Annotated in this window: 27 protein-coding genes and 3 tRNA genes; 11 read left to right on the forward strand and 19 right to left on the reverse strand. The window is 42.7% G+C overall.

The features are described 5' to 3' along the window. Window positions 1-182 precede the first annotated feature (182 nt). Window positions 183-740 (forward strand): PhnA domain-containing protein, encoded by a 558-nt coding sequence (locus tag ACXABW_RS16710; protein ID WP_457526329.1) that lies wholly within the window; start codon window positions 183-185, stop codon window positions 738-740. A gap of 49 nt (window positions 741-789) precedes the next feature. Here the strand turns inward: ACXABW_RS16710 and ACXABW_RS16715 are convergent, their stop codons facing one another. The 4 genes from ACXABW_RS16715 to ACXABW_RS16730 all read right to left on the reverse strand — a co-directional run bounded on the left by ACXABW_RS16715 (window position 790) and on the right by ACXABW_RS16730 (window position 4293). After that, a complete protein-coding gene (locus ACXABW_RS16715) occupies window positions 790-1269 on the reverse strand; it encodes an aminoacyl-tRNA deacylase (protein WP_457526330.1) in 480 nt (159 codons plus the stop codon). Window positions 1270-1412: 143 nt separating this feature from the next. Further along, window positions 1413-1604, reverse strand: a complete 192-nt coding sequence (locus ACXABW_RS16720) for a hypothetical protein (protein WP_252034094.1) — start codon at window positions 1602-1604, stop codon at window positions 1413-1415. Window positions 1605-1915: 311 nt separating this feature from the next. Next, window positions 1916-2863 carry a TerC/Alx family metal homeostasis membrane protein gene (locus ACXABW_RS16725; RefSeq protein WP_457526332.1) on the reverse strand — a complete coding sequence of 316 codons (948 nt, stop codon included), beginning with the start codon at window positions 2861-2863 and terminating at the stop codon, window positions 1916-1918. Between the two features lie 335 nt (window positions 2864-3198). Then, a complete protein-coding gene (locus ACXABW_RS16730; protein WP_265689330.1) occupies window positions 3199-4293 on the reverse strand; it encodes a ketoacyl-ACP synthase III in 1095 nt (364 codons plus the stop codon). A 152-nt stretch (window positions 4294-4445) separates the two neighbouring features. Between ACXABW_RS16730 and trxC the strand changes: the two genes are divergently transcribed. Together trxC and ACXABW_RS16740 are read left to right on the forward strand one after the other, a co-directional pair. After that, window positions 4446-4880 (forward strand): thioredoxin TrxC, encoded by a 435-nt coding sequence (gene trxC / locus ACXABW_RS16735; protein WP_457526334.1) that lies wholly within the window; start codon window positions 4446-4448, stop codon window positions 4878-4880. A gap of 175 nt (window positions 4881-5055) precedes the next feature. Further along, window positions 5056-6216, forward strand: a complete 1161-nt coding sequence (locus ACXABW_RS16740) for an MFS transporter (protein ID WP_457526336.1) — start codon at window positions 5056-5058, stop codon at window positions 6214-6216. An 18-nt stretch (window positions 6217-6234) separates the two neighbouring features. Here the strand turns inward: ACXABW_RS16740 and ACXABW_RS16745 are convergent, their stop codons facing one another. Further along, a complete protein-coding gene (locus ACXABW_RS16745) occupies window positions 6235-6615 on the reverse strand; it encodes a nitrous oxide-stimulated promoter family protein (RefSeq protein ID WP_457526338.1) in 381 nt (126 codons plus the stop codon). 218 nt (window positions 6616-6833) lie between these two features. Continuing rightward, window positions 6834-9830, reverse strand: a complete 2997-nt coding sequence (locus tag ACXABW_RS16750) for a Tn3 family transposase (RefSeq protein WP_457526339.1) — start codon at window positions 9828-9830, stop codon at window positions 6834-6836. A 202-nt stretch (window positions 9831-10032) separates the two neighbouring features. Here ACXABW_RS16750 and ACXABW_RS16755 point away from each other — a divergent pair, with 202 nt between their 5' ends. Beyond that, window positions 10033-10614 (forward strand): DUF2913 family protein, encoded by a 582-nt coding sequence (locus ACXABW_RS16755; RefSeq protein ID WP_457526341.1) that lies wholly within the window; start codon window positions 10033-10035, stop codon window positions 10612-10614. Window positions 10615-10628: 14 nt separating this feature from the next. Here the strand turns inward: ACXABW_RS16755 and ACXABW_RS16760 are convergent, their stop codons facing one another. Together ACXABW_RS16760 and ACXABW_RS16765 are read right to left on the reverse strand one after the other, a co-directional pair. Next, complete coding sequence (locus ACXABW_RS16760) at window positions 10629-10862, reverse strand: hypothetical protein (RefSeq protein WP_180827204.1); 234 nt, start codon at window positions 10860-10862, stop codon at window positions 10629-10631. A gap of 23 nt (window positions 10863-10885) precedes the next feature. Next, window positions 10886-11821, reverse strand: a complete 936-nt coding sequence (locus ACXABW_RS16765) for a hypothetical protein (protein WP_457526343.1) — start codon at window positions 11819-11821, stop codon at window positions 10886-10888. Between the two features lie 184 nt (window positions 11822-12005). On the opposite strand from ACXABW_RS16765, the gene ACXABW_RS16770 reads away from it, so the two are divergent. From ACXABW_RS16770 to ACXABW_RS16785, 4 genes are all read left to right on the forward strand, one after another. Then, a complete protein-coding gene (locus ACXABW_RS16770; RefSeq protein ID WP_457526345.1) occupies window positions 12006-12638 on the forward strand; it encodes a recombinase family protein in 633 nt (210 codons plus the stop codon). 319 nt (window positions 12639-12957) lie between these two features. After that, window positions 12958-14157 carry a hypothetical protein gene (locus tag ACXABW_RS16775; protein WP_457526347.1) on the forward strand — a complete coding sequence of 400 codons (1200 nt, stop codon included), beginning with the start codon at window positions 12958-12960 and terminating at the stop codon, window positions 14155-14157. Further along, window positions 14157-14543, forward strand: a complete 387-nt coding sequence (locus tag ACXABW_RS16780) for a hypothetical protein (protein ID WP_457526349.1) — start codon at window positions 14157-14159, stop codon at window positions 14541-14543. The genes ACXABW_RS16775 and ACXABW_RS16780 overlap by 1 nt, the downstream gene beginning before the upstream one ends. Before the next feature lie 157 nt (window positions 14544-14700). After that, the gene (locus tag ACXABW_RS16785; RefSeq protein WP_457526350.1) at window positions 14701-14880 is read left to right on the forward strand and encodes a DUF2986 domain-containing protein; all 180 of its coding nucleotides are present in this window, start codon (window positions 14701-14703) and stop codon (window positions 14878-14880) included. On the opposite strand, the gene ACXABW_RS16790 is transcribed toward ACXABW_RS16785, so the two are convergent. The 9 genes from ACXABW_RS16790 to ACXABW_RS16830 form a co-directional block, all read right to left on the reverse strand. Further along, window positions 14866-15342: a LabA-like NYN domain-containing protein gene (locus ACXABW_RS16790; RefSeq protein ID WP_457526352.1), complete on the reverse strand. Its 477-nt coding sequence runs from the start codon at window positions 15340-15342 to the stop codon at window positions 14866-14868. The genes ACXABW_RS16785 and ACXABW_RS16790 overlap by 15 nt on opposite strands. Before the next feature lie 98 nt (window positions 15343-15440). Beyond that, a complete protein-coding gene (locus ACXABW_RS16795; RefSeq protein WP_457526353.1) occupies window positions 15441-16925 on the reverse strand; it encodes a nucleoside hydrolase in 1485 nt (494 codons plus the stop codon). Between the two features lie 8 nt (window positions 16926-16933). Then, on the reverse strand, window positions 16934-18343 hold the full coding sequence (locus tag ACXABW_RS16800; protein ID WP_457526355.1) for a GGDEF domain-containing protein: 1410 nt from the start codon (window positions 18341-18343) through the stop codon (window positions 16934-16936). A 79-nt stretch (window positions 18344-18422) separates the two neighbouring features. Beyond that, window positions 18423-18947 (reverse strand): hypothetical protein, encoded by a 525-nt coding sequence (locus ACXABW_RS16805; RefSeq protein WP_265688664.1) that lies wholly within the window; start codon window positions 18945-18947, stop codon window positions 18423-18425. A gap of 158 nt (window positions 18948-19105) precedes the next feature. Continuing rightward, a tRNA-Cys gene (locus ACXABW_RS16810) sits at window positions 19106-19179 on the reverse strand. Window positions 19180-19203: 24 nt separating this feature from the next. Next, window positions 19204-19290 (reverse strand) — tRNA-Leu (locus tag ACXABW_RS16815). A gap of 75 nt (window positions 19291-19365) precedes the next feature. Continuing rightward, window positions 19366-19439 (reverse strand) — tRNA-Cys (locus ACXABW_RS16820). 162 nt (window positions 19440-19601) lie between these two features. After that, a complete protein-coding gene (gene viaA, locus ACXABW_RS16825; RefSeq protein WP_457526358.1) occupies window positions 19602-21047 on the reverse strand; it encodes an ATPase RavA stimulator ViaA in 1446 nt (481 codons plus the stop codon). 9 nt (window positions 21048-21056) lie between these two features. Beyond that, complete coding sequence (locus tag ACXABW_RS16830; RefSeq protein ID WP_457526360.1) at window positions 21057-22718, reverse strand: ATPase RavA domain-containing protein; 1662 nt, start codon at window positions 22716-22718, stop codon at window positions 21057-21059. Window positions 22719-22986: 268 nt separating this feature from the next. Here ACXABW_RS16830 and ACXABW_RS16835 point away from each other — a divergent pair, with 268 nt between their 5' ends. From ACXABW_RS16835 to ACXABW_RS16845, 3 genes are all read left to right on the forward strand, one after another. Next, on the forward strand, window positions 22987-23502 hold the full coding sequence (locus ACXABW_RS16835; protein ID WP_457526362.1) for an NUDIX hydrolase: 516 nt from the start codon (window positions 22987-22989) through the stop codon (window positions 23500-23502). 9 nt (window positions 23503-23511) lie between these two features. After that, window positions 23512-24516 carry a low-specificity L-threonine aldolase gene (ltaE, locus tag ACXABW_RS16840; RefSeq protein WP_457526364.1) on the forward strand — a complete coding sequence of 335 codons (1005 nt, stop codon included), beginning with the start codon at window positions 23512-23514 and terminating at the stop codon, window positions 24514-24516. Window positions 24517-24583: 67 nt separating this feature from the next. Further along, window positions 24584-24814, forward strand: coding sequence for a c-type cytochrome (locus tag ACXABW_RS16845; protein WP_457526366.1), 231 nt, complete (start codon window positions 24584-24586; stop codon window positions 24812-24814). On the opposite strand, the gene ACXABW_RS16850 is transcribed toward ACXABW_RS16845, so the two are convergent. Continuing rightward, complete coding sequence (locus tag ACXABW_RS16850; protein ID WP_457526368.1) at window positions 24815-25243, reverse strand: GNAT family N-acetyltransferase; 429 nt, start codon at window positions 25241-25243, stop codon at window positions 24815-24817. Continuing rightward, window positions 25240-25932 carry an aspartate/glutamate racemase family protein gene (locus tag ACXABW_RS16855; protein WP_265689660.1) on the reverse strand — a complete coding sequence of 231 codons (693 nt, stop codon included), beginning with the start codon at window positions 25930-25932 and terminating at the stop codon, window positions 25240-25242. The genes ACXABW_RS16850 and ACXABW_RS16855 overlap by 4 nt, the downstream gene beginning before the upstream one ends. Between the last annotated feature and the right edge of the window lie 211 nt (window positions 25933-26143).

Here is a 26143-nt window from a genome sequence, read left to right on the forward strand (position 1 = left end):
GCAACTGCGACAAGGTAAGGCAATGTTTATTCCTGTGATACGGGCACTAATCCGTGTGTAAAAAGTCGTTGACGTCAGTTTTATCTGCTTATTGTTGTGTAAAGACAAATCCGCTTTATTTTCTAAACATAAAGTGGATAATATGCGCCTTAATTAAACACCCTATTAAATGTGAGTTCATTATGTCTTCTGAAGCAACCATGCTAGAACGCTGTCAATCTAAATGTGAGTTATGTAGTGCTGATACATCATTAACGGCCTACGCAGTTCCACCGCACAGCCATGTAACAGTGGACCACGCGATTATGGTGTGTGACAAGTGCTTAAGCGAAATCGATGAGCCAAAGGACATCAACCACTGGCGTTGTCTAAATGACAGCATGTGGAGCCAAGAACCACCAGTACAAGTAACGGCATGGCGTCAATTGACTTGCTTAAACAGTGAAGGTTGGGCTCAAGACCTACTTGATATGATGTACATGGAAGAAGAACAAATGAACTGGGCGATGCAAGGGATGTCTGCTGACGATAAGCCACTTGATTGCAACGGCGTAGAACTTAAAAAAGGTGACGACGTAACGGTAATTAAAGATCTTCCAGTACGTGGCACTAACCAAGTAATTAAACAAGGTACAGTAATCCGCGGTATTAGTATTGGCGACGATCCTAAGCTTGTATCTGGTAAAGCGAATGGCGGCCAATCAATGTACGTGATTGCTGAGTTTTGTCGTAAGAAGTAATGTATTCGAGTGAATGAAAAGGCGCTCATATTGAGCGCCTTTTTTATTATCAGTGATAACTTTCTTTGCCAAATCGCATATGTTTTGCGCCGGACATGAGAGACTTAAACGCAGGCTTATCGAGTTGTAATAACGTTTGGTGATCGCCTGCTTCGATATAAACTTCATCAAGTATATCCAGTAGCTGATCGCAAATGACTCGAATGTTGTACGCCCCCCCTACTGGAGGTACTGCCCCTGCCTCACAATCGGAAAACATCCGATGTACGTCTGTTTCGCTGATCAGGTGATATTTGGCGTTAAACTTTTCGTTGATGACCGAAAAGCTGACTTTTTTATCTGCCGGTAACACCGCCATCATTTTGTGTCCATCGTGGTCTTCTAAGATCACGGCTTTAGCCATTTGTTTCGTTGAAATGTCAGCAGCTAATGCGCTGCTAATTGAGCCTGCACTGTGATAGTGCCTGATACTTCGATAATGAATGTCATTCTTTTCTAAGAAATAATTAACTTTGGTTGCGATTGTCATCGTGCCCTCCTTGGTTTGTTTGTACACAACGTACCTAAACCCATAGATGACCATTTAGTTAATTATAGTTAATGGAATGTTCTGAAGAGTAGAAAACAAAAAAGCCAGCTGAATAAGCTGGCTTTTTTAATCTGTATGCTGTTTTAGCGAGTTAGGCCAATATCTTTTTGCATGTGGTTAGACATGTCAGTCGCGTAGTAAGCACGTGGTGCGCTGTTATCTACAAATAGAATGTCTAGTAAGTGTGCAATTAGTCCTTTGAAGTTAACCGAGTAGGTCTTCTTATCCATAGAGGTTGGTGCAGCGATTGTTTCGATGTGCATTGCTTGTGCCATGATTGCCTCTCTATAAATCGTTAATTCGTTTTGATGCGGTAAATATTAAGCAATTTTTTACCGGTCAAAAAATGACAAAAATTACATTTTCGGATTATATATTCTAATGAAACAATAAGTTAACATGCTAGGTGTAAAGTTATGCATCATTAGTGAATTAAACTTCAAAAAAGGTCGCATTTAAATGAATAAATAGATTTCAGGGTGCTAAAAAGGCACTTGTGGATCACATAATATTTACAATATATTTATGTTCTAAGTGCCTAATTAGTTAAGTGATATGTAATTATGGGATTAGATTATCTATCCATTTACCCTATCATTTCGTTCGACTTATTACGTTGATTAACTATTGAAGCGACTACCGCTGTTGTCATAGTAGCGAGTAATACCAGTAAAGAAATTGAAGTTGGAATCTCCCAGTTACTGCCGACCAACATCATTTTGATACCGATAAACACCATAATGAACGACAACGCAGGTTTGAGGTAAACGAACTTATCCATCATCCCTTGCAGTACAAAGTAAAGTGACCGCAAACCTAACAACGCGAATACGTTAGCTGCGAGTACAAGGAATGGTTCTCTTGTTACCGCGAAAATCGCCGGAATTGAGTCTAGTGCAAACATCACGTCCATAAACGCAATCACCCCAATAACGACCATCATCGGTGTAACAAACCAGATCCCCTTCTCTTTTATGATCAAAGCATTACCACGATAATCATCAGTAACTTTTGCAACTTTGCGAATGAGCTTTTCAGGTAAAGGATTTAGCTCTTCATCACCTTTATCTCGGGCAAGCTGGATACCTGTCCAAATTAAGAACAGCGCAAACACGTAAAGTAACCAGTGGTACTGCTCAAGCAATTGTGCCCCTACAGCAATCATAATCGCACGTAGAACGAGTGCGCCTATAACACCCCAAAGTAGTGCCCTCGGACGCAAGTGTTGGGGAACCATGTACTGATGGAAAATAATAGCGAAGACAAACAAGTTATCGACACTTAGCGATTTTTCCAGAAGGTAGCCTGTGATGAAAGAAACGGTCGCTTTCTCTGCGCTATAGTGGCTGGTGGGCGCGTAGAAGTCCCAAAACAGATAGATTGAACCTGCAAATACGAACGCAAGTACAAACCAAAATACACTCCAGATCGCTGCTTTTTTGATAGTAATGTTGCCACCACGAGTCTGCCAGATATCGAGGGCAACTAAAGATAAGGTTAATAAACCAAAAATTAGGTAAGTGGTTGGGGTCATGTATCCTCCAAAAGCGGAAGGATGGTGTCGTAGCGTTAGCAAAAATGACGATACCTTCCGCATACAAAACGTGCCATACAGGAGGTGTTTGATACACCACTGTTATGTGCTTCGAATGCGTTGGTCTCGTCGAAGTTTTATCACTGAACTCAGCGCTAAAACTTATACTTACCGGATAAGCGAATGCTTAACGAGATGACGATAAGTAAACTCAAGGCGACTACTCCCCAAACGAGCGAATTGTATTCCTGCTTTTTCCCCTCGTCTAGCAAAAAAATAAAAAAAGGAGCAAATTTATATGCTCCTTTTAAAATTCAAGTAGTTAGCCCTATTTTCTATTCAGTGCTTTCGGGTCTATTTTGGCAATGCTTGATAGCATCTGCCATTAGTTCAAGTGCGCTGGACTCGCAATCAGGTAATACAGCATCTGAAGTCGATAGTGGTTCAACGCGAGTGCCCCACTTAATATGGCCAGCCCCCCATGTTAAGCCTGCACCAAATGCAGCAACTAGCAAATTGTCATTTGGTTTGATCTTACCTTGCTCTACCGCTTCACATAATGCGATTGGCACTGTTGCAGCTGATGTGTTTCCATAATTCTGAATATTAACGAACGCTTTTTCTTGGTCGATACCCGACAAATCACAAAGTGTTTGGATGATACGTACGTTCGCCTGGTGTGGTACAACTACGTCAATGTCATCTTTCGTTAAACCAGAGCGACCTAACACAGTGTTAGCCGCTGAGCCCATGCCCTTAACCGCTCTTTTGAAGATCTCTTTACCGACAAAGTTAAAGTCCCAGTGACCGTTATCGGCAGCAAACCTGTCCATAGATGTGCCGAATTTAGGCACTGCTAGGATATCTCGCCCTGCTGCATCACACCCTAGTTGAGCTTGCTGCAAACCAGTTTGTTGTTCTGTACGAGAAACTACAGCTGCACCGGCTCCATCGCCAAATAAAACGGCCGTGTCACGCTTAGTCCAATCGATGAAGAACGAAAGCCTTTCAGCGCCAATGATCAATGCGTGCTCATAGTTACCCGCTTGAATTAGACGTGTCGCCATTTCTAAACCATAAACAAAACCTGTACATGCAGCGTTAAGATCAAATGCCGCTGCTGTTTTAATCCCAAGGTTTTGCGACACTTTTGAGGCTGTGTTAGGCAGTAATGAGTCCGGTGAACAGGTCGCTACGATAACGATATCAATATCTTTAGCTTCAAGGCCTGCACACGCAATGGCATGTTTTGCAGCGACAGTCGCAAGCTCTGAAGTGTTAACGTGGCTGATACGACGGTTTTCAATCCCTGTACGAGTTCTAATCCACTCATCCGAAGTGTCTAAAAAAGTACTGAGATCGTCATTAGAAAGGACGGCTGGCGGTAGGCATTTCCCCCACCCTGTAATTTCGGCGTAATAGTTTGTCATTAATAACCTATTTATTCTTTGTTGTTCTTCTCGTATGCTCGTTAGTATACGGCTAAATGACCGTTGCTGGTAAGGCCAGTAAGCTAAATTTCCATATAAACTTAATAATGGAATCATAGCGACAATAAAACAAAGAAAACGAAGAGAAATATATGTCAACTTTCAACACGCGTTGTCCATCGTGTAGTGGTGTCAACAGAGTACCACTCAACCGAATTTCAGAATCTCCAACCTGCGGGAAATGCCAAGGACAATTATTAGATGGTTCTCCCGTCGAAGGCACTGAGCTTAACCTTGATGCCTTATTAACCAGCGAGCATCCAGTCGTTATCGACTTTTGGGCACCTTGGTGTAATCCTTGCGTCGGTTTTGCTCCCGTATTTTCTGATGTTGCGGCCGAACGTAAAGGGCAAGTCCGATTTGTAAAAGTCGATACCGAAGCGCAGCAGTCGATCGCGGCCAAGTATCAAATTCGTAGCATCCCTACAGTGATGGTGTTCAAGCACGGCAAGAGAGTTGATATGATCAATGGCGCGTTGCCTAAAGGTCAATTTGATCAGTGGCTTAATGAGGCACTATCCAAATAGTAATAGTTATGTTTGCCGATTTAGGTCGGCAATTTAGTGCGTAAACCCTCCCGATCAAACGATAAATATCTGTTGTCGTAATGGTCATAAATATTCGTTTTACCTTCCCCCCTATAAGCTGCATATTCGCCCCGAAATCTTTCTATCCTTACCACTAATTTCGAGGCTAAACACTGTGGAAAACACTCTGTCTCCAGCACCTACTCCACGTATTTTGGTGCCGGTCATCGCACTTACTCTATATGCCGTTGCGTCAGGCTACCTAATGAGCCTTATTCCATTAATGCTGCCGCATTATGGATTAGACAGCGACTTAGCCAGTTGGTTAGCGAGTGTGTTTTATGCGGGACTTTTGATTGGTGCAGCAGGCATCGAGCCCGTTGTCGTAAGGCTTGGTCATAGAAATGCATTTGTATGGTGCTTAGTCGTTCTTACTGCCACGATTTTAGTACTGCCTGTATTCCATAATGCTGCGGTTTGGTTGTTTGCTCGTTTAATCGCAGGTATTGCGGTGGCAGGAGTATTCGTGATCGTTGAATCTTGGTTGCTCCATGGCGATGAAATGAGTCGAGCGAAACGTCTCGGCTTATACATGGGTGCGCTTTATGGCGGAAGTGCATTAGGTCAATTTGGTATCGGTTTACTCGGGACTGAAGGCGGTGTGCCTTTTATCGCAATCTTTACGCTAATGCTATTAGCGGTAACGGTGCTTATTTATGGTGAATCAGACCAACCTGAAACTGAACATTCATCATCATTGTCTTTAAAACAAATTGCAAAGCTCAATCATGCAGCGATTATTGGGTGTATTGTGTCAGGGCTGACTTTGGGCGCGATCTACGGGCTTATGCCATTAGAGTTAAGCCAACGCGGGATTAATCACACTGAAGTGGGCACACTAATGGCGCTTGTGATTATGGGAGGAATGGCAGTTCAGCCAATGGTACCGTGGATGTCAAAATATCTAGGTCGTACTCTATTAATGGCGATGTTTTGCCTGCTAGGAGTTGCTTCTATCGCCCTAACTGCAATGGATTCAAACCTTGGAGTGCTAGCGGTATGTTTATTTTTGCTAGGCATGGCGACTTTTGCACTGTATCCAATCGCGATTAACTTGGGTTGCGACAAATTAGACACCAGTTATATTGTATCTGCGACTCAAGTAATGCTATTTAGCTACAGCATAGGATCTGTTTTGGGCCCTGTTATTGCCGACCTATTTATGAAGTCGCAACATGGCTTAATGGGATACTTGTTTATCTCGCTGTTAGCGACATGTATTTATATGTTACTTGCTAGTGTTAAAGGTAAACGCCAAATTATGGCTGGAGAGTAACCTGATTAAAGGGGGCGCTTATTTCTGCGCCCTCTTGTGACGATTTGAAGCCTGTTTTCCGGGTTTGCTCGGTATAGGCTTACGCTCGTGTAACAAATGGCGAATCGATAAAATCGGATGCGGTAACAACATCCTTGGCCCTGCGTAACGCATTACCTGTCGCATTTTTTCTTTTGGTTCTGGCTTATAACAGTGTATTGGACACTTATTACAAGTAGGCTTAGCTTCACCGTAGGGGCATCGGTCCAACCTTACTTCCGCGTACTCCAACAACGCTTGGCATTCATTACATAAGCCTTTCTCGCTACTGTGGTGACCGCGACAATAAATCCCAACCATTGCAGACACGGTTTTGAACTCAAGCGCTAACTCACCTAGTAGTATTTTACTTTGATACATCGTAAAACCATTCTGTTACATTGTCACCGAGATTTGAGGGGTTACTAATGTTTGCGATTGATAAACAAAAGCTATATCCTCCCCGCTCGAACTAATGAGGGGTTTCTGATGAAGGGGTTTGGGCACCAATGGAACAGAAAACAACGTTAAGAAGGTTAACTACTTGTTCTACAAGGCAATAGTTTTTATTTAAGGATGTTTTCTGCTCTGTTTGAATTTTAAGACTCCTCTGCTAAGTAAAGCGGCCTCCGCTCACCCTGTAGAATGCTTGGTGAGACATTGAATGAATACTGACCCAGCATATTAATATGTCGAGTCATCAGAGGTGATATACGTGCGATATCTTCATTATTGACGTTTTCGTGCTTGCTGACATGCTCCACCGCTTCTTGTAAATAAATCGAGTTCCATAAAATGACTGCATTGGTGACTAACCCAAGCGCACTTAACTGATCTTCCTGACCTTCTCTGTATTTCTTGCGGATTTCACCGCGTTTTCCATGGCAAATATTTCTTGCGACGGCGTGGCGGCTTTCCCCTCTATTGAGCTGAGTAAGGATCCGTCGACGGTAATCTTCATCATCAAGGTATTTAAGTAAATACAGTGTCTTATTGGCTTTTCCAAGTTCAATGATACCTTGTGTAAGTCCTGAGGGTTTGTCACTTTTTAATAGTGACCGGACCAACTCAGAAGCTTTGACCTTGCCTAACGTGAGAGAGCCTGCCGTTCGCATCATCTCATCCCATTCAACAGTAATACGTTCAGGCTTTAAGATATTGGTGGAAACGTCGTTCAGTGGGCCATAATCGGCATGTTTATCAAACCGCCACAAACTCGATGACCCGACATCAGCTAACCGAGGAGAAAATTGATAGCCTAGCAAAGCAAATAACCCAAAAATCAGATCGCTAGAACCCGCTGTATCAGTCATTAACTCGACAGGGTTTAGGGAGGTTTCTTGTTCAAGTAACCCTTCTAAAACAAACAAGGAATCTCGCAAGGTACCGGTTACGGTAATATCGTGAAAGCCACTGTATTGATTTGACATGAAGTTATACCAAGTAATACCTCGATAACCGCCAAAGTACTTTTTATTAGGTCCTGAATTGATAGTACGCACTGGTGTGACAAATCGCATTCCATCGGCAGAGGCCACTTCACCACCACCCCATATTTGCGCGATAGACAGTTGGCTTTGATACTCCACTAAGCGCGCATTAGCTCTAATTAAGGTTTCTGAGCGAAAATAGTTTTGTTTTACCCACTGAAGCCTTGAGCGACTTAATGCAGGTATATGAGGTTTGATCAATGGCTCCAGTCCAATGTTGCATGCTTCAGACATCAACACTGCACAAATGCTGATATCAATATCTTTTGCTCTCGCCTTGGACTCACTGACATGGGTAAACTCTTCGGTAAACCCCGTAATGGCGTTGATTTCAACCAAAAGTTCCGTTAAGTCCACTTTGGGGAGCAATTGAGTCAGTTGTTGCCTCAACTCCACCGTGGAGGTTGGCTCTTTATCCGGTTCCAGTGCTGAAATATTTAAACGAGGTTTATTGTCCTTTATTTCTACAGAAACTTGACTGTTCTCATCAAAGCGCGAAGCGACGAGATGAAAGGTTTGATCGAGTCGGGCTTTTAATTGTTCTAATGCTTTTTGTGGTTCTACTGGATAGCTTAGGGAACGGCAAACATGATGACGGGTCTGTTTCCATGCTTCTTTTGACAGCAACTTAGAGCGTGGATCTGACCAATTATTGCTCTCTTCCAAAAACAGGTTTCGTCGACGTAGCCCATCTTGAAGCTGCGAAAGAAAACACAAGCAATAGCCTTGCTTGGAGATCTGTCCATCTTCTTGAAACACTAAGTGTTTCCATGTCGGCTTCACAATCTCGGTAGGCGCGTTTTTCAAAATCCGCCTATGGCTGATCCCGCCTTCTTTCAAATAATAATAGGCGTTTAGCAAGGGCTCTCCAGCAGGAGAAGCTTTGAAAGGTACTTTATTGAGCAAGGTAGGCAAAAAGAGTCGTACACGACCGTACTGCTCGACCAGCTCTTGATGATACGGTGCATTAGCAGGCCTCACTAACTCCTTGACGGCATTCAGTGAATGGCTCACTTGTTGTTTAGAAAAACGTTGGAAGATGGTCTCACGTAGGTGCTCATCTTTGATATCATCATCGATGAGCAAACTGCATACTTGAGAAAGTAAAAGCGCCGATCTATCGAGATCTTTTAGTGTACGCAAACGCTTTTTTTGTCCGATATTTTTTGCAAGCGTACTCATTTGGGTGATCAGCATATCGAGTATATCAATGGCATCATCTAGTGTCGTCAATCGATGTGTATGGATAAATGCCAGTAATAGCGATAACTTTTTGTCTTCAGGCATTCGCGCTAAACGATTAACCGAAGCTGTGACGGCATAACGGGCGATGGATTGAATACGAGCTTCTGGCAAAGCTTCAAATGCAGCCTTCGGTATTGGGTAACTGAGAACGTGTTCATAGCGGCGAATAGCAGACACAAACGCTGGTCCACTCACAGTCGTCGGCCCTTTCCTTAAACGTTCTAAACGAGACTGCTTACCACCGTCATGTTCAATTTCCAGTAACGTGTATAACTCTCTTGCTTGTTCTTCTGTAAGTATCGACGCCAATCTTCGCCATAATCTTTTATCTGCTCGCTCTCTGACTTCAGCCACTAGACGAATGAGGACGGTTACTCCAGGTAGCAAGACCTTATTGTCTATCAACCACGAAGTGGCAAAGTCAAATAACGCACTTGGACGTTCGTTAGCCACCCAAGTCCGACTGTACATTTGCCGAATAAGGCGAAATCCCATATGGGCGTCATGAAGCTCTTGATAACCATAAGCTTGTTTGATTTCCCGATGATGCTCCCATAACGTATTCTTCCTCAAAGAATACCGATTCATAACTTCAATGTTTTTGATGTTCAATTGAGCAGCAACAAAGAACAAGACATCTTCAGGAATACGGTCGAACTCCATAAAGAAAGTTCCGAGAAAGCGTACGCAAGTCAGCTGTAACGCAAAGCCGAGGCGATTGTGCTTCCCTCGATGCTTATTGATCAATGCTAAATCAAATTCATCCAAATGAAAGTATCGGGTAAGCTGTAATTCATTGGGGATGTCGGTAAAAGAACCGTATTGTTGCTTTTGCTCTTTTGTCAGTAATTCTACGGGCATGAAGGCATTTTTTGAATAGTGGAAAGATGGTAAACTTTGACTAATTATTAAGCTGTTTGTTCCGTCGATATTGATCTATGTTGTTGTTACTAAAAGAGTTATGTAGTGGTTCACGTGTTGAGATACAACGTTCACTTAGCATGATGATGTGGTATTAGTCACTCTATATCGATTGAAGGTTCTGACTCATCTGTCTGTTGTTATGCAAATTAAAAAAGACTTTGATTATTATCGCTGTTTACACTCTACGATAACCCATGCGCTACTTTATCTTCTTGTTCACGTCTCATTGAGCCAGCGTCATTTACCCACTTCGAAGCGCAATGAGCTGCTCATCAAGTACTTAAAACCGAAATTGAAAGAGCGCCAACATACGATGATTAAAAAGGACATTAAATTGATGATAAATGTGGCTCGTCAAAAAGGAGGCAACTTGGAAAGAAAGCTCTATGAACTCAATGATAAAGCGAAGCAAACCAAAGTGGCTGGAGCTGAAAAACTCTATTCACTCTTGGTCTTTCTTTATGATCAGGAAGGGATAGAATCTCGTTTATTCGATGAACAACAGCAAGCGAAAAAAGGCGTGCTCTATATGCTGGAAGAACATATAGAGCTTGGGTTTGATGCTGACAATAACCAAGTTGCCCCCCTTTCTTTATTGATTGAGTCAGAAAGAGCGCCTGAACTCGTACCCGTGATCAATTCACATGGGTGCTTTATCGCTGAGATGAAAGAATGGAATGCAGCCACTAATCAAGCCCACATCCTTATTCATCCGGTGTAAATCAATGCTATCCTTCACTGAATGAGATCGATAGCAACACCAACAATTGCACATACACCAAGAACCACCAAAGATACGATGGCGGTTATTGCCGCAGTACGGATCCATTTTAGCTCTTCACGCCTCATCAATAACTGTCGACGAAGAGATTCACCTTCCATTTTGTTGCGTTGCAAGCTATTTTCTTGAGCTTCACCGTACATTGAGGCCAGCTCATCGTCAGTGAGTTCATGTGGAAGTTTAGGCATTTTCGTCGCTCCCTTATCTTGAATCACAGAAATTTTTCCGCAATAGCACGTTTACCCTTTGGATCCGAAGATTCTAGCAAGTTCTGCTCTGGATAATAAAAGCCTGTCACGGATAAATCCGTATCACCAATATCACCGATTTGCACTTTAACAGAAAGCTCGGTACCGTCATCCCATGTATCTCTGATTGTGGCTTTACAAATTTCTCCGTGAAGCTCGAACTCAAACTGCTCATTGCTAGGCTGGTAATTTTTGACAGCAGTACGAATTAGCGTTTGACCAATTTTATCTCTCTTTTTCTTAGAGAGCATATCTAAAGACCATTCTTTAATTGGTCCATACATCCCACTATTGTTTAAGGCATCAAGGATTTTTCTCATGTGGCCACCTGTGTATTGATTCACGAAGAGTGACGAACGAGAGCCATGTGGTGTTCCCAAAATGCAGCTTCTCATATTCCACCATGTTTCAGCCACTTCAGCATAATGTGCATGCTTGGAAATATTTTGTACGTACCAAGCTAATGCATCACGGCTACGGATTGTCCCATCCGCTTCGAGTTCAACTTGAGTGGCCTCAACAACAACAGGATAGGCCGTATCCGCATACAATGGCGTACTGAGTCGGTAAGCATTAATTCCAGACAACATACTAGCAGACTCAACAAGGGCATCTGCACTGCTTTCATCATAAGGGCAAGTAACAAAGCCTCTAACAAACATTCTCGTATGATCGAGCCCTTTATAGAGTGTTTGTAACGTTTCGCCATGCGTACGCGTTCTATTTGGAATCGTTAAAATGGGATGCCAATCAGGATAGCTATCGACTGAATGACCTAACACTTTTAGCAAGCGATCAAACTCAGCTTCGCCTTTTTCGGGTCTAGATAGGTTCTTCGTCAAGTAATTAAGTGAAGACGCATTTGCTTCAGTTGCTGCAACGGGATTTCTAAACTCCATAATAACACTCACGTAAAGTTATTAACTTACGTTTAAACTATCATTACCGAAAAACAAGATCAATACGAATACATTTTGGTTTAAATTGGGTGTACCTTTAATGCACTTAGTGTAATTGGTGCATTTATACGTAAAAATAAATGTATAATGCACCGAATTAATTAAACCAATGTAAAGTGCACTAATGGCAACCAATATTCGAATTTATGGCTACCTAAGAGCTTCGACCGACGAGCAAGATGCCTCGCGAGCAAAAAATGACCTGATTGAGTTTGCAGAAAAAATGGGTTATCCCGTTGCTTATTGGTTTGAGGAGAATGAATCGGGAGCACGCTTACACCGACCTGAATTATTTCGTCTGCTCGACATAGCGATGGCTGGCGACATCATTCTGGTTGAACAAGTTGACCGGATAAGCCGTCTTAACACGAAAGATTGGGAACAACTAAAAAATATCATCGCCAGTAAAGGATTGAAGGTCGTGGCGCTGGGTTTACCAACCAGTCATCAATTTATGCACACTACCGACGAGTTTACTGAGCGCATGCTGGCAGCTCTCAATAGCATGATGCTCGATATGCTAGCAGCCGTAGCCAGAAAAGATTATGAAGATCGGCGCCGCCGCCAAGCACAAGGCGTACAAAGAGCGAAGCAAGAAGGGAAATACAAAGGTCGACCAGTTGACAAAGTTCTACACCAGAAAATAGAAGGATTGTTAAGAGAGAAAAAGAGTTACAGTCAAATTGAAGCACTTATTGGGTGCTCAAGACACACGATATCTAAAGTCTCTAAACAAATGAAACAGGACGTTATCTGAGCAAATTTTTGCCTCTCAATATTTGCTGTTATGCTATTTCAAACAATTAAAATCCACGGCTCTATTTATGCTCACCGATGTCTTTGATAAAACGAAACCTCATCGATGCCCATTAGGTCATCCCAATCCTGAAGCCTGTCCATGTGCTAGCTGTGATACGGCTAGGCGCTTTGCTAAGTCGGGGGCCGCTTTAAAACGTGCTACGGAAAAAAACTTTGCATCTACAGGCTCCTTGATACCTGCTCAGAGTACGACTGTCGAACCAGTACAGATACAAGAAACCTCACGCGAAAAGATTGAAAGGCAGCGTCAAGAGCGAATGAAACAATCCGAAGAATCTTGGAGGTATGTACAGGCCAATCAGTCTCGATATGCTGCGCAAAGAGCGGAAACGCTAGCACAGCGAAAGGTGGCGTTTGAGTTAGGCTGGATGCAATCCCTTGTCACTCAATCACAAGATAAATTGTGGGCAAACCTCTTTACATCAGAGACAAGTGAGGAACAAAAGCAGACCATCAAGCGTTGTAATCTTCATTTGAACGAGCCCGTTCGAGAGGGTGAAATTGTCCTTCTTCCAACTACAGAGCCTAAAACAAAGGATGAACGAGAGCTGCTCAATCTTTGGATTGAACAAGCGAAGATTGCCAGTAAGGAATTAGGGAAGCTTCTTGATGAAGAAGTGGCCACACTCAATCGTCATTTTGAGCTTTTCTCTCACCAATTGGAAGAGCGGATTGAATCGGATGGTTTACCTGCCGACTACTATGCTCAAGTTGGAACCGGCGTTGGAGCTACAGCAGTCGTAGTCGAGCAGAATCTAAAAAATATTCAAAATGTACTGTTAGAAATTAACGAGTTGTATGCATCTCAAGTAGCAATGGCTAGTCGCACTGGCGGGGTAAATTACGGAACATTTGTAGCTGACCGAGCGGCGTTATTCAAAAAACTTGATGGTTCATTTGCAATGCTTTCCAAGCGTAGCGTTCAACTTCCCATCTATGCGCAAATCAAGCGCAATCTAAAACTATCCACTAAATCAGTCGTTCACAATGCGGATGAAATTCTCAAGACTGGCTTTGTAAAAGAACTAGGGAAGCGGATTGGCAATATTGCCCTTGGCATTTCTGCCGCTAGAGGCGTTGGTTATGTTGGTTTACTAGTGGGAACCGTCAGCGGTGTCGATAATATCTATGAAGCGTGCAAGGTTGATGGTACAGGTGAATGTGGTAAGACAACAACTCGTGAAGTGTGGGGCTTTATTGGAGGAGTATACGGTGGCATCAAAGGTGGAAGCGTTGGAGTGGGGCTCGCTGTAACAGCCGTTTCTGGTATCGCTTTAGCCATCAGCATAACTGCTACCGCCCCAGTACTTGCTGTCGCGGTGATTAGTGGAGCTGTCACAGGTGGTTTTGTCGGTGGGGTTGCAGGCTCTACGGCAGGTAAAGCCGTTGGAGATGGATTGTATTTTCTATATGAAAGTTCAGACAAAATTGTATCTGATATAGAGGCTAAATTCTGATGGTTTGGTATGAGTCTGTCGTGGCGCTTTTAGGTTTGGTTTTCGGAGGCTACGCTACAATCTGGGCTGTTCCGGGTGTTATTATGAGTGCGATTGTATCTCTAGGTAGTCTTAAGCATATTATTTTTATGGATAAACAACTGGCTAAGAAACTTAGTAAATACTATGACGATAACGGTTATATGCGACCTAAATATCAATTGTCTTGGGAGATAGGGAGTCGTTGCTTTGATTACTGGGTGAAGTACCCATTTATTCGTAAACGAGCAACAACGAAATCAACTAAATTTAAAGTGTTTATGTGGGTGAATGCATTAGGGATGTGGAGCTGTATTGCCCTTATCTTAAGCTTGATTTTCTTAAAGTTTACGGGGTACATACCCTAATTTATATGTAATGGTCGGCTTCATATCGTTACTTCAGAAATCAATATCAAACACCTAGGTAGTACCACTACAATCTGTAATCAGTGGAGCTTTTTATTTTAATACAAACACTTAACCCTCTTAACGTTGTTTTCTGTTCCATTGGTGCTCAAACCCCATGAACCGCAAAAAGAAGATAAACCAAATTCTAAAAAAGAAGCTGAAAAAACAAAATGCTAAGCTTCACAAAAGCAATAAGCCTAAATATATTTCTAAGGCTGAGCGCGAAAAGATGGAACTACAACAAGAGACCGAACAATCAGAGTCCGGTTCTGAGGCTTCTTCATCTCAAGAGTAGATCTTCATCGATTGCTATAAAGCGGTTCGAAGCATCAATGAGGTTCTGAGCGGTTAAGCCAGGAACGCCGTAGACTTCAACCGTTTTATTGAATCGAGACTGAATTCTGTCGACTAAGACCTCCAAGTCACCGTCTCCAGATACCAGCACAATCACATCCGCCTGCTCGGCAACTTCAATTGCATCCAATGCGATACCGACATCCCAATCGCCTTTTGCACTGCCGTCTTTACGTTGAATAAACGGTTTTAGTTTAACCTCAAACCCAACGCCTCTTAAAATGTGGTGGAATTGACGTTGTTTTGGATCTTGGCTGGAAATTGCGTAAGCATTGGCTTGTACAATCTCTCTGCCTTGAGTAGCGACATACCAAAATTGGTTGTAGTCAAAATTAGCACGGTATTTATCTCTAGTCGTGTAGTACACATTTTGTACATCGACGAATATGGCGACTTTTTCCAACTTGTTCTCTTAATCATTTTGATGTTGTTAAGCTTCTATTGTGCCACACAATGAGTAGCGCAAAAAGAAAGAGCCAAGGTGTTAACCTTGGCTCTGCGTTACACAATTCCTCTCGACGTCCCTACTCTACGCCCTTCTTCCATTTCCCATTGGACTCCATACTTATCAATCCAGTAGAAAAAAGTGATAGGAAATCCGGCTAACTTCTCTGGGTGATAGTCTGGCCTAGGATCTATCAGCTTCGCATCTGGCTGTGACTTCAAGTAGTTAAATACTTGGTTGCAGTTAGATACTTCTAACGCAATATGTCTAGGCCCCCCAAAGTCGTATGTTTTAGGTTGTTCCGGTAGAGTTTGCTTACCCACAGGCTGATGGTACGTCATGAGTTCGATATACAATTTGGCGTAAGGGTGCTTCACAAACTTCACGTCAACATTAACATCTTGACCTGCGAGTCCTGCATCTTGATTAAACTCAGCCATCGAAACACCTAAGTATTCCATTTTATTACCTTGTTCATCGAACGCTGCTTCAAAACCAAGAACTCTTTGGTAATAGTTAGCGGCTTCAACAACATCATCGACGATCACATTGATGTGTGATAGTCCGAGCACAAATGACCCGATGTCGTTTTCAGCTAGTCTCTGCAATAGAATGTCTTGAACCTTTGGTTGGACTTCTACCAAGTAGTTCACCGGACGATGATTAGTGACTTCTTCGTTGCAAATAAGGTAAGGCTTTTGCTCCCCTTTCGAAGTATCGCTCGCTGCTTCAACAACCTCAGCGTTCCATCGTTTTGCTGTAAACCACTCAGAGTTGATGGCAAATGCAGCTGCCACCATGTCGAAAGGGTTAAACCCATTCTTAGATCCAAACACAAGTTTCCATTCGCTGTACCAACCTAGAGAATGCTCAGCTAGATAACGACTTAATCCACTGTGCAGTGCCAATTGCTCTAATGCTGAAAAGTCTACCCACATTTGCTTGCACACTTCGAACGGGACAAGTGTTAGCTCAATGTTAGTTTCCAATACTTGTTTAAACGCCGGTACGTCAAACTCGAAGTTTAAGTCTCTAAAAGGCTTTGGCTGATGGGAACCAGAAATGAAATGATCATTGGTATGCCTTCTTCCTGCAACACTAATTACCTGAGTGATGTTCTCGATAGTGTCTGGAAAGTGCTTAATCAGTAACGCAATATTGGTTAGCGCACCAATGGCTAATATAGTTAAAGGGCCATTTCGCAGCTCGTTGGCCAGATCTTCAACCGCTTTTGGGATGGTTTGGCATGTATTAAAATTTTCACTTGCACCCTCGCTGACTTGTAAACTTACAGGGCCAAACTTTTTAACGAAGGACTTTGCAATGTCGGTAGATAGGTTAATGTCTTCGGTGTTTCCCCTAGTAGAGCTTAAGCCGACGATATCGACTTCTTGGCTACGAAATAGTGCGCCTATCGCGTAACCGTCATCGACGTCGCGAAATGCCATTAATTTACCGCAGGTTCCTATAGTAATATCAGTATCGATCCATAGACGCACTTGTTCGTCACATGGACGAGAATCCATATCTACACTTTGCATAAGTCATCCTAACTTGCTTGTTGATTTTCGCTGTCGTAGCTTTCACAAATCACCGTATTTCGGCCATTTGCTTTGCATTGATACAAACTGATGTCAGCCTGTTTGAACGATTTAGATAAAATATCATCCAAAAATTCTGAATCAGAGCGGCACTGTGGGCCTATTGCCACAGCGCCAATGGAGATCGTAACTTTTTTGTACGGTGGGTTGTTAACGTGGAGAATGTTTAGATTTTCAACCGCAGAATTGATGCGTTGAGCAATGGCAAACACTTCGGCATTACAAGAAGCTCGAACCAACACTATGAACTCTTCTCCTCCTAAACGACATGCTAAATCGTTGCCTGACACTGCATCCGAAATTGCATTGGCAACCATAGTGAGCGTGTTGTCTCCTTCAATGTGGCCATAGCTATCGTTGTATGCTTTGAAGTTGTCGATATCACAGACTAGGTAACCTACGTGATCGCCCTGTGAAAACGAGAGAGCCAAGAATGACTCTGAATAGCGAGCATATTTATACCTTGAACCTAAACCGGTTAAGGGATCGGTGTCTGTTTGTAGCTGAAGAACTTTAAGCTGATTCTTAATCTTTTTGATCAGACTCATGTACGCTCTTGCGAGGTCACCAATTTCATCCTTTCGGACGATTTCAACAGGGCGATGCTGCTCGATATGTTCGATATCTTGCTTCATCGAATGTGAAAGGTGTTTAAGTGGGCTGACAATCCACAGCGTGACCCAATAAATAAGCACCATAGAAACGAATAATGCGATTAATGCTTCTTTAAGCAAACAAGAAATTAGTTCGGCACGAAATTCATTAAGTTTTGATGCGTCTAGTACTGCCCATATTTCTCCCCCATTTTTGTTTCGTAAAGGGAGCTTCAAATGCAGTTCGTTGTGCTCTAATTTTAAGATTGAATCTGATGTACTAAAGTTAGGTTTCGCCCAGTGTAAGCGGCTCGAATCGTGGAGAATTTTGCTTTGTGTAGTTCCATACAAGTCGTTTTCAATCTTGTTAAGTACGTAAGTAAGCTTTTTGTTTTTTGAGCCCTCATCCTCACCGTCCATCATGCCTTTTATACGGTCATAACTTTTTTGTAGTGCTTCAATCTCTTCGTCAGTAACATCCGTGCGCCAAACTTGGTTACTCGAGACTAAATAACGGACACCGACAGGTTGAGATTGGTAATCGGATACACCTTTGACCTCTAAAAATATGAGATCCGGAATATTGAGAATGTTTTCTTTGGTTGTCGGCATAACTAGGTTTGCATAGTTACGTCCAGCTATAGAACCTGAAAGAAATGTTAGTTGAGAAGATAAGTGGCTAACAGCTAGTGACGTTGCATTCGATACGCGAATCGACCACTCGCTGTTATAACGTGCATACGTCATCCCAACGATGATAGTCATCACCAAAACCAAATGCGAAATGAACAACATTTGGTTTATTGTGAGGTTACGGAAGAATCGCGCTCGCAAGCTGAACGACCTATTTAGATCCGTATACTTGTAACACGGGCTCTGCGCAGGTGCCGTTGATACAGATATCTTTATAGGTTGTATGGCAGTTTTGGCAGAAACTTGGCTCAAGCGTTGGGTGCATTGAGGTTATATCTTTTCCTTGGCGATCGTAACTACCGTATATCGCAACGCCACCTATATGTTCCGTTACCCAAACAATCCCCTGCACTTCGGATACAGCAACCACTGTGGGACCATCTGAGTATGGTCCGTGTGTTTTGTATTGCTCGAGTTTTTCTGGGTTAACCCTAATGGTAAGTGGCGAACCATTACCATTGTTAATCCAACTGTACGCCCTTACGGATTCTTGAATAAATAGCGATGTATCTGGCGGTAATACGGTATCTGCGGGCAAGTTCATCGACTCTTTTACTACAGGCCAAGTTTCCCAGCCTTCTGGGTAACTTGCATTAGAGTCAGCGAATGAATATGAGGAAAATAGAAAAGCGGTTGCAACGATACTGCGCGCAAGTGCGCGAAAAGTAAACGACATAGATTTAACTTCCTTGTTAAATATAGGTGAATCAATTCATAACGATTGAATATTACAAATAATAAACTTATTTACCAAGTGAAAGCTTCTAAAATGAGGGGTTATAACAGGTTGTCGTGCTTTAGTGTTAGATTGAGTCGAGAAAAGTTAGTTTGAAATGGAGGCGCGTCCCGGAGTCGAACCGAGGTCCACGGATTTGCAATCCGCTGCATAGCCACTCTGCCAACACGCCATTTCATTGGAAGATAATGAGAGATGGTGCCCCGGGCCGGACTTGAACCGGCACAGCGCGAACGCCGAGGGATTTTAAATCCCTTGTGTCTACCAATTCCACCACCAGGGCACGCAATTCTTTATTGCGATGGGTAAGACACCATCTTTAGTATCGAATACTTCATGTATTCCATACTTCAAAATTTGGAGGCGCGTCCCGGAGTCGAACCGAGGTCCACGGATTTGCAATCCGCTGCATAGCCACTCTGCCAACACGCCTTTTATAACAACGCTTTAGATGTCACCACCGTTGCGTTCGATGCGTACTTTACGGATTTACCGATAAGAGTCAAACAAAAAAAGTAGAAAAAAATTCGCTTGCTTGGTTTTGAATCAATTCGATGAAGTAATGATCGCCTTTTGGTGTAAATGCAACTGGCGCTACCACTTCTTCATGATTCGACCCATAAGGTTTGGATGGTATCCCCAGCAATGATCGAACATTTTCATTAGCTCAGGATTGCCATATTTGGACAAACTTACTGCATGGAAGCGGTTTTTTGTTTCTTTGAGGGAGTTAATCTTATCGATCACCTCGTCGGTTTGGGTTGGCGCGATAAAATCAGATAGTACAACTAAATCTGCGTTCTTGTATTTTCCACTGTGCATGAGGTCAACAGATTTGATAAGAACTGGCTCTAAATCAGTGCCACCGTGGAAGCTATATGTGAGAAAGTCGGCGGCTTCACGTAATCCATCCTGACGAGTGAGCTCGTAAGTGATTTGCTCGGTAGAAAACAGAATCACATAGCAATCCCTATCTTCAGCTAAGGCAATCTGCATTAGTGCATACGCCATCGCTTTTGCACTTTGCTCTGGAAAACCACTCATTGAGCCAGATGCATCCACACAAACGATAAAAGGCCCCTTCTCTACATCAACTTGTTTGTTGTCTGGTTTGTGGGCTTTGACCTTACGCAAAGTTCGAGATTTTCCCTGCATGCGGTAGTTCATTAAACGCTTATCAACTAAGTTTTTATAGAACACGACTTCAAGTTCTGGGTACGCCAAAAACATAGTTTCATTTGGAAGCAATTTATTGAGGTCATCACTTTCATGAATTCCCACGATGTCATCAGTAGCTTCGTCCGACTTTTCTTCAACCATTTGTGGCTCTTCAGTCGGCGCTTTGTTCAAATCCGGATCATCAACTTGGCCAGCCATACGACCTAATTGCTCGGCAATTTCTTGTAGACCTTTATTTTTCTTCAAAAAATCGGCGTGACGCTTCATAACCCCTAAGTCGGTTTTACTTAGCTTTGCAGATGCCATGTCCCAAAGGCGACCGATGCTGTTTTCATCCCCACTTTCAGCGACGTTATCCATGTTTTTCATGGTCTCCATACGCTGGTAGAGGTCTTTGAGCATCTTTTCCTTGTTTGCTTCAAGCTCATTGATTTGTGCTTGTTTAACCGCATCCGCTAGGCTTTGATACCATTGGTCACAAAAGTAATGCGGGAACATCGGGTTATGTACTGTATTGTTTTGTTCTAGCAATCGGCGAGCTTTGAGGTAAAAAGCGGAATGCCATTCTAACTTTTTGATGACTTCTTCAATTTTGAGGAAAAATTGTACTTCATCCCAGTGGATGACTTCTTGATACAACTCTAGTTCTTTTTGAATACGTTCCGTTTCGCATACTTTTGTGATGCGTTTCTTAACACTACCGCGCCATTTCAAAAGATGATTTTTGACCGAGGATTTTACCCCTCGGTTTTCAGCCATCATCATTACTTGTGAACGAGCCATAAGATCATTAACAGCAGTGTCAATGATTCCCGATTCTGCAACCATGATGGCTAAGTTTAGGCCGTCAGCTCCAAGCATGAGAGTTCCTCAAGAAAAGTATTGATTAAGGCTTTTGAATCGGAAAGCAGCTTTCTCACTTTCTGTTTTCACTGATTCAAGTTGCTGTTGTAAATGCTGCAGGCTCACTTCCATCTGACGAGGATATTCTTCATCGACGAAACTATGCGGTAATGCACCATGAAAATCGGATTTCGCTTTCCTCAATTGGTGCTCTGCAGACTCTAACTGCTTCAATGCAGACTCTGTGCGTTCAACCCAAGCTTGGTACAATTCTTCATCTAGCCCAAAGCAAGTCACAATAGAAACTAGAACTGCCCTGTTTGCGATGTCTTTAATCACAAGGTTGCTGTCTGCGTCTAAGTCAAATCGCATGCGGCACATGTTGGTGTTTTGGTTAACGTAGCCATAAACATCACCGTGACCTTCCTTGATTACTCGCTCAAGTTCATTCTTTTGCACATACACCCAGCGACTGTCGCCTTTTTCTGATTCAGAAACAGACATATTGCTTTGTAGCAATACCAGTTTAACTAGCCCGGAAGTTGCCCCTACGGTGTAGGTTTTTGCGCCTGAGATATCGTAATGATGTACATGCTTCTTTAATAACCCAGTCGTAGACTCTTCAGTTAGGGCGACGCCAAATTTGGACTCTAATTCGTCTTGGATATCACTTAACTCTTCACGGCAATGAGCTATTTGCATCTCAACATCTTGTTGATCAAACGCATGCTGAAGCGCAAATTTACGGATTACGTCTTGAATCACTTCCCTAGATTCAGGGCTATTCCATAAACAGTCTTGTAATAGCAGCAGATCCATTGGGTTAATAGATTCACGGCCATTGAAGAATGCACTGGCTTTTAAAAGCTTAACCGCTTTCTTCCAACGTCGGTCCGACACATACATATCTGTTTGCGCGATATCTACGCCCTGAGACTCTACAGATTCTTCTAGTAGTGATTTTAGTGCATATAGCTTTTCAAATACTTGATCGCTTAATTCGAGCTGGTCGAGCTCTTGCTGCCACTGGTGGTATTCAGCGTCTGTGATTGCTAACCCTTCAGGAATGACGGCTTCTTGTGGCGTGCCAACTGTTAGCATTGATTTGAAATTCTGCTTATTCTGAATTCGATTAACGAATACTCGAACTAACATTCGGTCGTAAAGGGCTTCTAAACCGCTGTCTTCATCAGGCAATTCGTTTGAAGCAGAAATCAATAGGCGCATCGGTACGCGATCAATATCGCTGCCATTTTTGAATGTTTTTTCATTAACAACGGTAAGTAACGTGTTGAGTATTGCAGGGCCTGCTTTCCAAATCTCATCGAGGAAAACAACTTGCGCAGTAGGAAGGTAACCTTTTGTTAAACGAACGTAGCGTCCGTTATCTTTTAATTCTTGAATGCTTAGTGGACCGAAGACTTCTTCTGGTGTAGAAAAGCGAGTCATTAGGTATTCAAAGTAGCTCGAGTTATCAAATGCTTGAATGAGCCTTTTAGCGATCAGACTCTTCGCAATACCAGGAGGCCCTAATAGAAAAACACTCTCTCCTGAAAGAGCCGCAAGTAAACACAGTTTAATGGTTTCTTCTCGCTCATATACCCCGTCGCACAACGCTTTGGTTAATTTGTTTATTCTTTCAGATAACAACGCTTTTTGGGTATGCGAAGTGTGAGAAGGTTGGATCATTGAGCACTTCCTTGGGGAGATAGGATATATATAAGTTTATACATTTGTTATCACTTTGTTACAAGTGGATTTTCAACTATAAGGGGGCTCTTATATCACAACATTTTATTAACGCGATCCATGTAATCATTGTTTGCAGTTTTACGATTCAACACGTTGATTATACGAAAGTTTAACCTGGGGTCATATTTATGGGTTTCTTTAGCGAACTAATCCCGTTATTGTGAGTCCTAATAATTATTTATTTTATAATAACGGCCCTTTTTGCATGAGCAAAACCATACACACATGGAAGCGTATTTCTTTAGTAGAAGAGCAAGTCACCTTACCAACTGGTCAATCAATTACCCACACCACTATTTCTCACCCCGGTGCAGCTGTCATTCTTCCGATAGACGAGCAAGGTGATATTGTTCTGATCAACCAGTTTAGACCGTCATTAAACAAGTGGTTACTTGAATTACCTGCTGGTACGATCGAACAACAAGAAACCCCTATGCAGTGTGCGCAACGTGAACTTATCGAAGAAACGGGGTTTCACGCAGATACCTTTGTCCCCCTAGGGCAAGTTACGCCACTCGCAGGGTTTTGCGACGAAATACAATACTTGTACGTGGCCAAGTCTCTTTCGCTTGTAGAAACACATCAATGCGATGAAGATGAAGTCATTGAGGTAGTGACGCTGTCACTCAAAAAATTAGAAGAAATGATAATAGAAGGCACCATAACAGATGCCAAAACTATCGCTTGTTTAAGTAAAGCCAAGTTATGTGGCTACCTTTAGGAGACATTCATGGACTTTAGATCAGACACCGTAACACGCCCTACTCCCAAAATGCGCGAAGCTATCGCGAATGCGTTAGTTGGTGATGACGTGTATGGCGATGACCCTACCGTTAACGATTTAGAACAGTGGGCAGCTCAGCGTCATGGTTTTGAAGCTGCACTCTTCACCAGTTCAGGTACTCAGGCTAACTTGTTGGGGCTAATGGCACATTGTGAGCGTGGAGACGAGTACTTGTGTGGTCAGCAAGCCCACAACTATAAATACGAAGCAGGAGGAGCTGCTGTTCTAGGTTCCATTCAGCCTCAACCAATCGAAAATAATCCAGATGGCACAATAGAGCTATCCAAGCTTGCCGCTGCGATCAAACCTGATGATAGCCACTTTGCTAGAACGCGTTTGCTCAGCTTAGAAAATACTATCAATGGCAAAGTACTTCCAATGTCTTACTTAGCTGAGGCGCGTAAGTTTGTTGACCAGCATGGTCTAAAAATGCACTTAGATGGCGCTCGTGTATACAACGCTTCGGTAGCACTTGATATTGATGTCAAAGAAATCGCGAAACACTTCGACTCTATGACGATTTGCTTGTCTAAAGGATTGTGCGCGCCGATTGGTTCTCTATTACTCGGTAGTAAGGAGTACATAGCAAAAGCTCGCCGCCTAAGAAAAATGGTCGGCGGTGGTATGAGACAAGCAGGTATCCTTGCTGCCGCTGGTAAGCTCGCCTTAACTGAACAAGTAGAGCAACTGAAAGTCGATCATGAGAATGCTAAGCATCTAGCGACACGCCTCAATGAACTCAGTGGTTTCAACGTGAATGCGGAGTTTGTTCAAACTAACATTGTGTTCGCTAAATTAGATGATAGTGTCGACATCTCAGGTATCGCTGAGCAGCTTTCGAAACAAGACATCATTATTAGCCCAGGAAACCCAATTCGCTTTGTTACTCACAACGATGTGAGCCGACAAGATATTGATACATTGGTCGAAAAGATTGCGGCGTGTCTGTAAAAACGATTGAGCTTCCCCTTAGGGGAAGCTTTATCTTCAAGGCTTGATGACCAATTTCGCTTAATTTATGAAAAAATTTTGTTTTATCGCACTAATTGCTGTTGCGAACATCTTACCAGCTTATGCTCAAGGCGATGCGGCAGCGGGAAAGCTGAAAGCTCCTAGCTGTGTATTCTGCCACAATCCTAATGGCCCCAACTCTAATAAAAATTACCCTTCATTAAACGGGCAAAGTGAAACGTATTTGTTTAACGCGATGAGAGCCTATCAGCTCAATCAGCGTCAAGGTGCGGACTAACTACCTCTCGCCATGCTTTAGCGGTTTTGCCATTCGAAAGTAAGGGATGCTTCCTTTGTAGAAGCACTCTCCCTTCGATTCAAAGCCAAATCTAAGGTAGAAAGGTAATGCGCTTTCACGTGCATCAAACCAAAAATGGGTAGCCCCCTTTGAGACGGCCAAATCCAACACGTAGTTCAGTACTTCTGTCCCTATTCCCTTCCCTTGGTGAGCTTCTATCGTGGCGAACTTTCTTAGTCGAATTGCCGAATCGTCGCTAACAAATAGAGAAGCCACACACACCAAGCTATTAGAAATGAATGCGCCTATGTGCATCGCTTTGTCATCGCCTGGCACTCTAACTTCTTCCAGCGATTTGTCTGGCCATAGAACTTGTTGCCTGATCGCTAACGTATCGCGAGTCGAGATACGTTTGATTTCTGCTTTCAAGACAGCGCCTCTTGAACTGCCAGTTCCGCGTGAATCGACGTTGTATCGTACAATGGTATGTTTGTGTCGCTCTGCCCAATCAGAAGTGAAATTTCAGTACAGCCAAGAATTATCGCTTCGGCTCCCATTTCATGTAAGTCAGAGACAACCGTAAGAAAGTCATTTCTTGAGCGATTAGATATCACTCCTTGGCATAGCTCATTGTATATAATTTCATGAACTAGCTTACGTTGAACCCCATTTGGAACTAAGACTTCAATACCATATTTGTCGGCAATTCGGCTTTTGTAGAACGATTGTTCCATTGTAAAGGCCGTACCAAGTAACCCTACTTTTTTTACTCCATCAAATTTCAATTTTTCACCCGTAGCGTCGGCAATATGTAGCAAAGGAATATTTATTGAGTTTGAAACTTGCTCTGCCACCTTATGCATGGTGTTGGTACAGATCAGTAGAAAATCTGCTCCAGCTTTCTCTACGCTAAGTGCAGCATTGGCTAGCAGGTCTCCTGCCGCATCCCACTCACCGGATGATTGAAGTTTTTCGATTTCATCAAAATTGACGCTAACAAGCGTAACTTTTGCTGAATTAAGGCCACCAAGGCGTTGTTTGGTGTATTGATTAACCAGTCGATAGTAGGTCTGCGTTGATTCCCAGCTCATTCCACCAATCATTCCAATAGTTTTCATTTAATTCCCTTGTTTTCAGCAAAGTAGAAATACCACTACAGCAAAGATAGCTTTCTTTATCAAATTAAGTTTTGAGGTCGAGTGCAATATTCCCAATATCAATACTGACCTAATTTGGCAAAAAATAAGTCACAAATATTTTATAGAATCATTTTTTCTTTTTAGTACATCCGCTTACGTCCGTTAATGGAGTGTATTGATATATGCACTT

The organism is Vibrio paucivorans (genome assembly GCF_054053395.1).

What these genes read in the sequence shown, in the direction of transcription:
- ACXABW_RS16710 (WP_457526329.1), top strand. Translation starts at nt 183, where the DNA reads ATGTCTTCTGAAGCAACCATGCTAGAACGCTGTCAATCTAAATGTGAG.
- ACXABW_RS16715 (WP_457526330.1), bottom strand. Translation starts at nt 1,269, where the DNA reads ATGACAATCGCAACCAAAGTTAATTATTTCTTAGAAAAGAATGACATT.
- ACXABW_RS16720 (WP_252034094.1), bottom strand. Translation starts at nt 1,604, where the DNA reads ATGGCACAAGCAATGCACATCGAAACAATCGCTGCACCAACCTCTATG.
- ACXABW_RS16725 (WP_457526332.1), bottom strand. Translation starts at nt 2,863, where the DNA reads ATGACCCCAACCACTTACCTAATTTTTGGTTTATTAACCTTATCTTTA.
- ACXABW_RS16730 (WP_265689330.1), bottom strand. Translation starts at nt 4,293, where the DNA reads ATGACAAACTATTACGCCGAAATTACAGGGTGGGGGAAATGCCTACCG.
- trxC (WP_457526334.1), top strand. Translation starts at nt 4,446, where the DNA reads ATGTCAACTTTCAACACGCGTTGTCCATCGTGTAGTGGTGTCAACAGA.
- ACXABW_RS16745 (WP_457526338.1), bottom strand. Translation starts at nt 6,615, where the DNA reads ATGTATCAAAGTAAAATACTACTAGGTGAGTTAGCGCTTGAGTTCAAA.
- ACXABW_RS16750 (WP_457526339.1), bottom strand. Translation starts at nt 9,830, where the DNA reads ATGCCCGTAGAATTACTGACAAAAGAGCAAAAGCAACAATACGGTTCT.
- ACXABW_RS16755 (WP_457526341.1), top strand. Translation starts at nt 10,033, where the DNA reads ATGCAAATTAAAAAAGACTTTGATTATTATCGCTGTTTACACTCTACG.
- ACXABW_RS16760 (WP_180827204.1), bottom strand. Translation starts at nt 10,862, where the DNA reads ATGCCTAAACTTCCACATGAACTCACTGACGATGAGCTGGCCTCAATG.
- ACXABW_RS16765 (WP_457526343.1), bottom strand. Translation starts at nt 11,821, where the DNA reads ATGGAGTTTAGAAATCCCGTTGCAGCAACTGAAGCAAATGCGTCTTCA.
- ACXABW_RS16770 (WP_457526345.1), top strand. Translation starts at nt 12,006, where the DNA reads ATGGCAACCAATATTCGAATTTATGGCTACCTAAGAGCTTCGACCGAC.
- ACXABW_RS16775 (WP_457526347.1), top strand. Translation starts at nt 12,958, where the DNA reads ATGAAACAATCCGAAGAATCTTGGAGGTATGTACAGGCCAATCAGTCT.
- ACXABW_RS16780 (WP_457526349.1), top strand. Translation starts at nt 14,157, where the DNA reads ATGGTTTGGTATGAGTCTGTCGTGGCGCTTTTAGGTTTGGTTTTCGGA.
- ACXABW_RS16785 (WP_457526350.1), top strand. Translation starts at nt 14,701, where the DNA reads ATGAACCGCAAAAAGAAGATAAACCAAATTCTAAAAAAGAAGCTGAAA.
- ACXABW_RS16795 (WP_457526353.1), bottom strand. Translation starts at nt 16,925, where the DNA reads ATGCAAAGTGTAGATATGGATTCTCGTCCATGTGACGAACAAGTGCGT.
- ACXABW_RS16800 (WP_457526355.1), bottom strand. Translation starts at nt 18,343, where the DNA reads ATGACTATCATCGTTGGGATGACGTATGCACGTTATAACAGCGAGTGG.
- ACXABW_RS16805 (WP_265688664.1), bottom strand. Translation starts at nt 18,947, where the DNA reads ATGTCGTTTACTTTTCGCGCACTTGCGCGCAGTATCGTTGCAACCGCT.
- viaA (WP_457526358.1), bottom strand. Translation starts at nt 21,047, where the DNA reads ATGCTTGGAGCTGACGGCCTAAACTTAGCCATCATGGTTGCAGAATCG.
- ACXABW_RS16830 (WP_457526360.1), bottom strand. Translation starts at nt 22,718, where the DNA reads ATGATCCAACCTTCTCACACTTCGCATACCCAAAAAGCGTTGTTATCT.
- ACXABW_RS16835 (WP_457526362.1), top strand. Translation starts at nt 22,987, where the DNA reads ATGAGCAAAACCATACACACATGGAAGCGTATTTCTTTAGTAGAAGAG.
- ltaE (WP_457526364.1), top strand. Translation starts at nt 23,512, where the DNA reads ATGGACTTTAGATCAGACACCGTAACACGCCCTACTCCCAAAATGCGC.
- ACXABW_RS16845 (WP_457526366.1), top strand. Translation starts at nt 24,584, where the DNA reads ATGAAAAAATTTTGTTTTATCGCACTAATTGCTGTTGCGAACATCTTA.
- ACXABW_RS16855 (WP_265689660.1), bottom strand. Translation starts at nt 25,932, where the DNA reads ATGAAAACTATTGGAATGATTGGTGGAATGAGCTGGGAATCAACGCAG.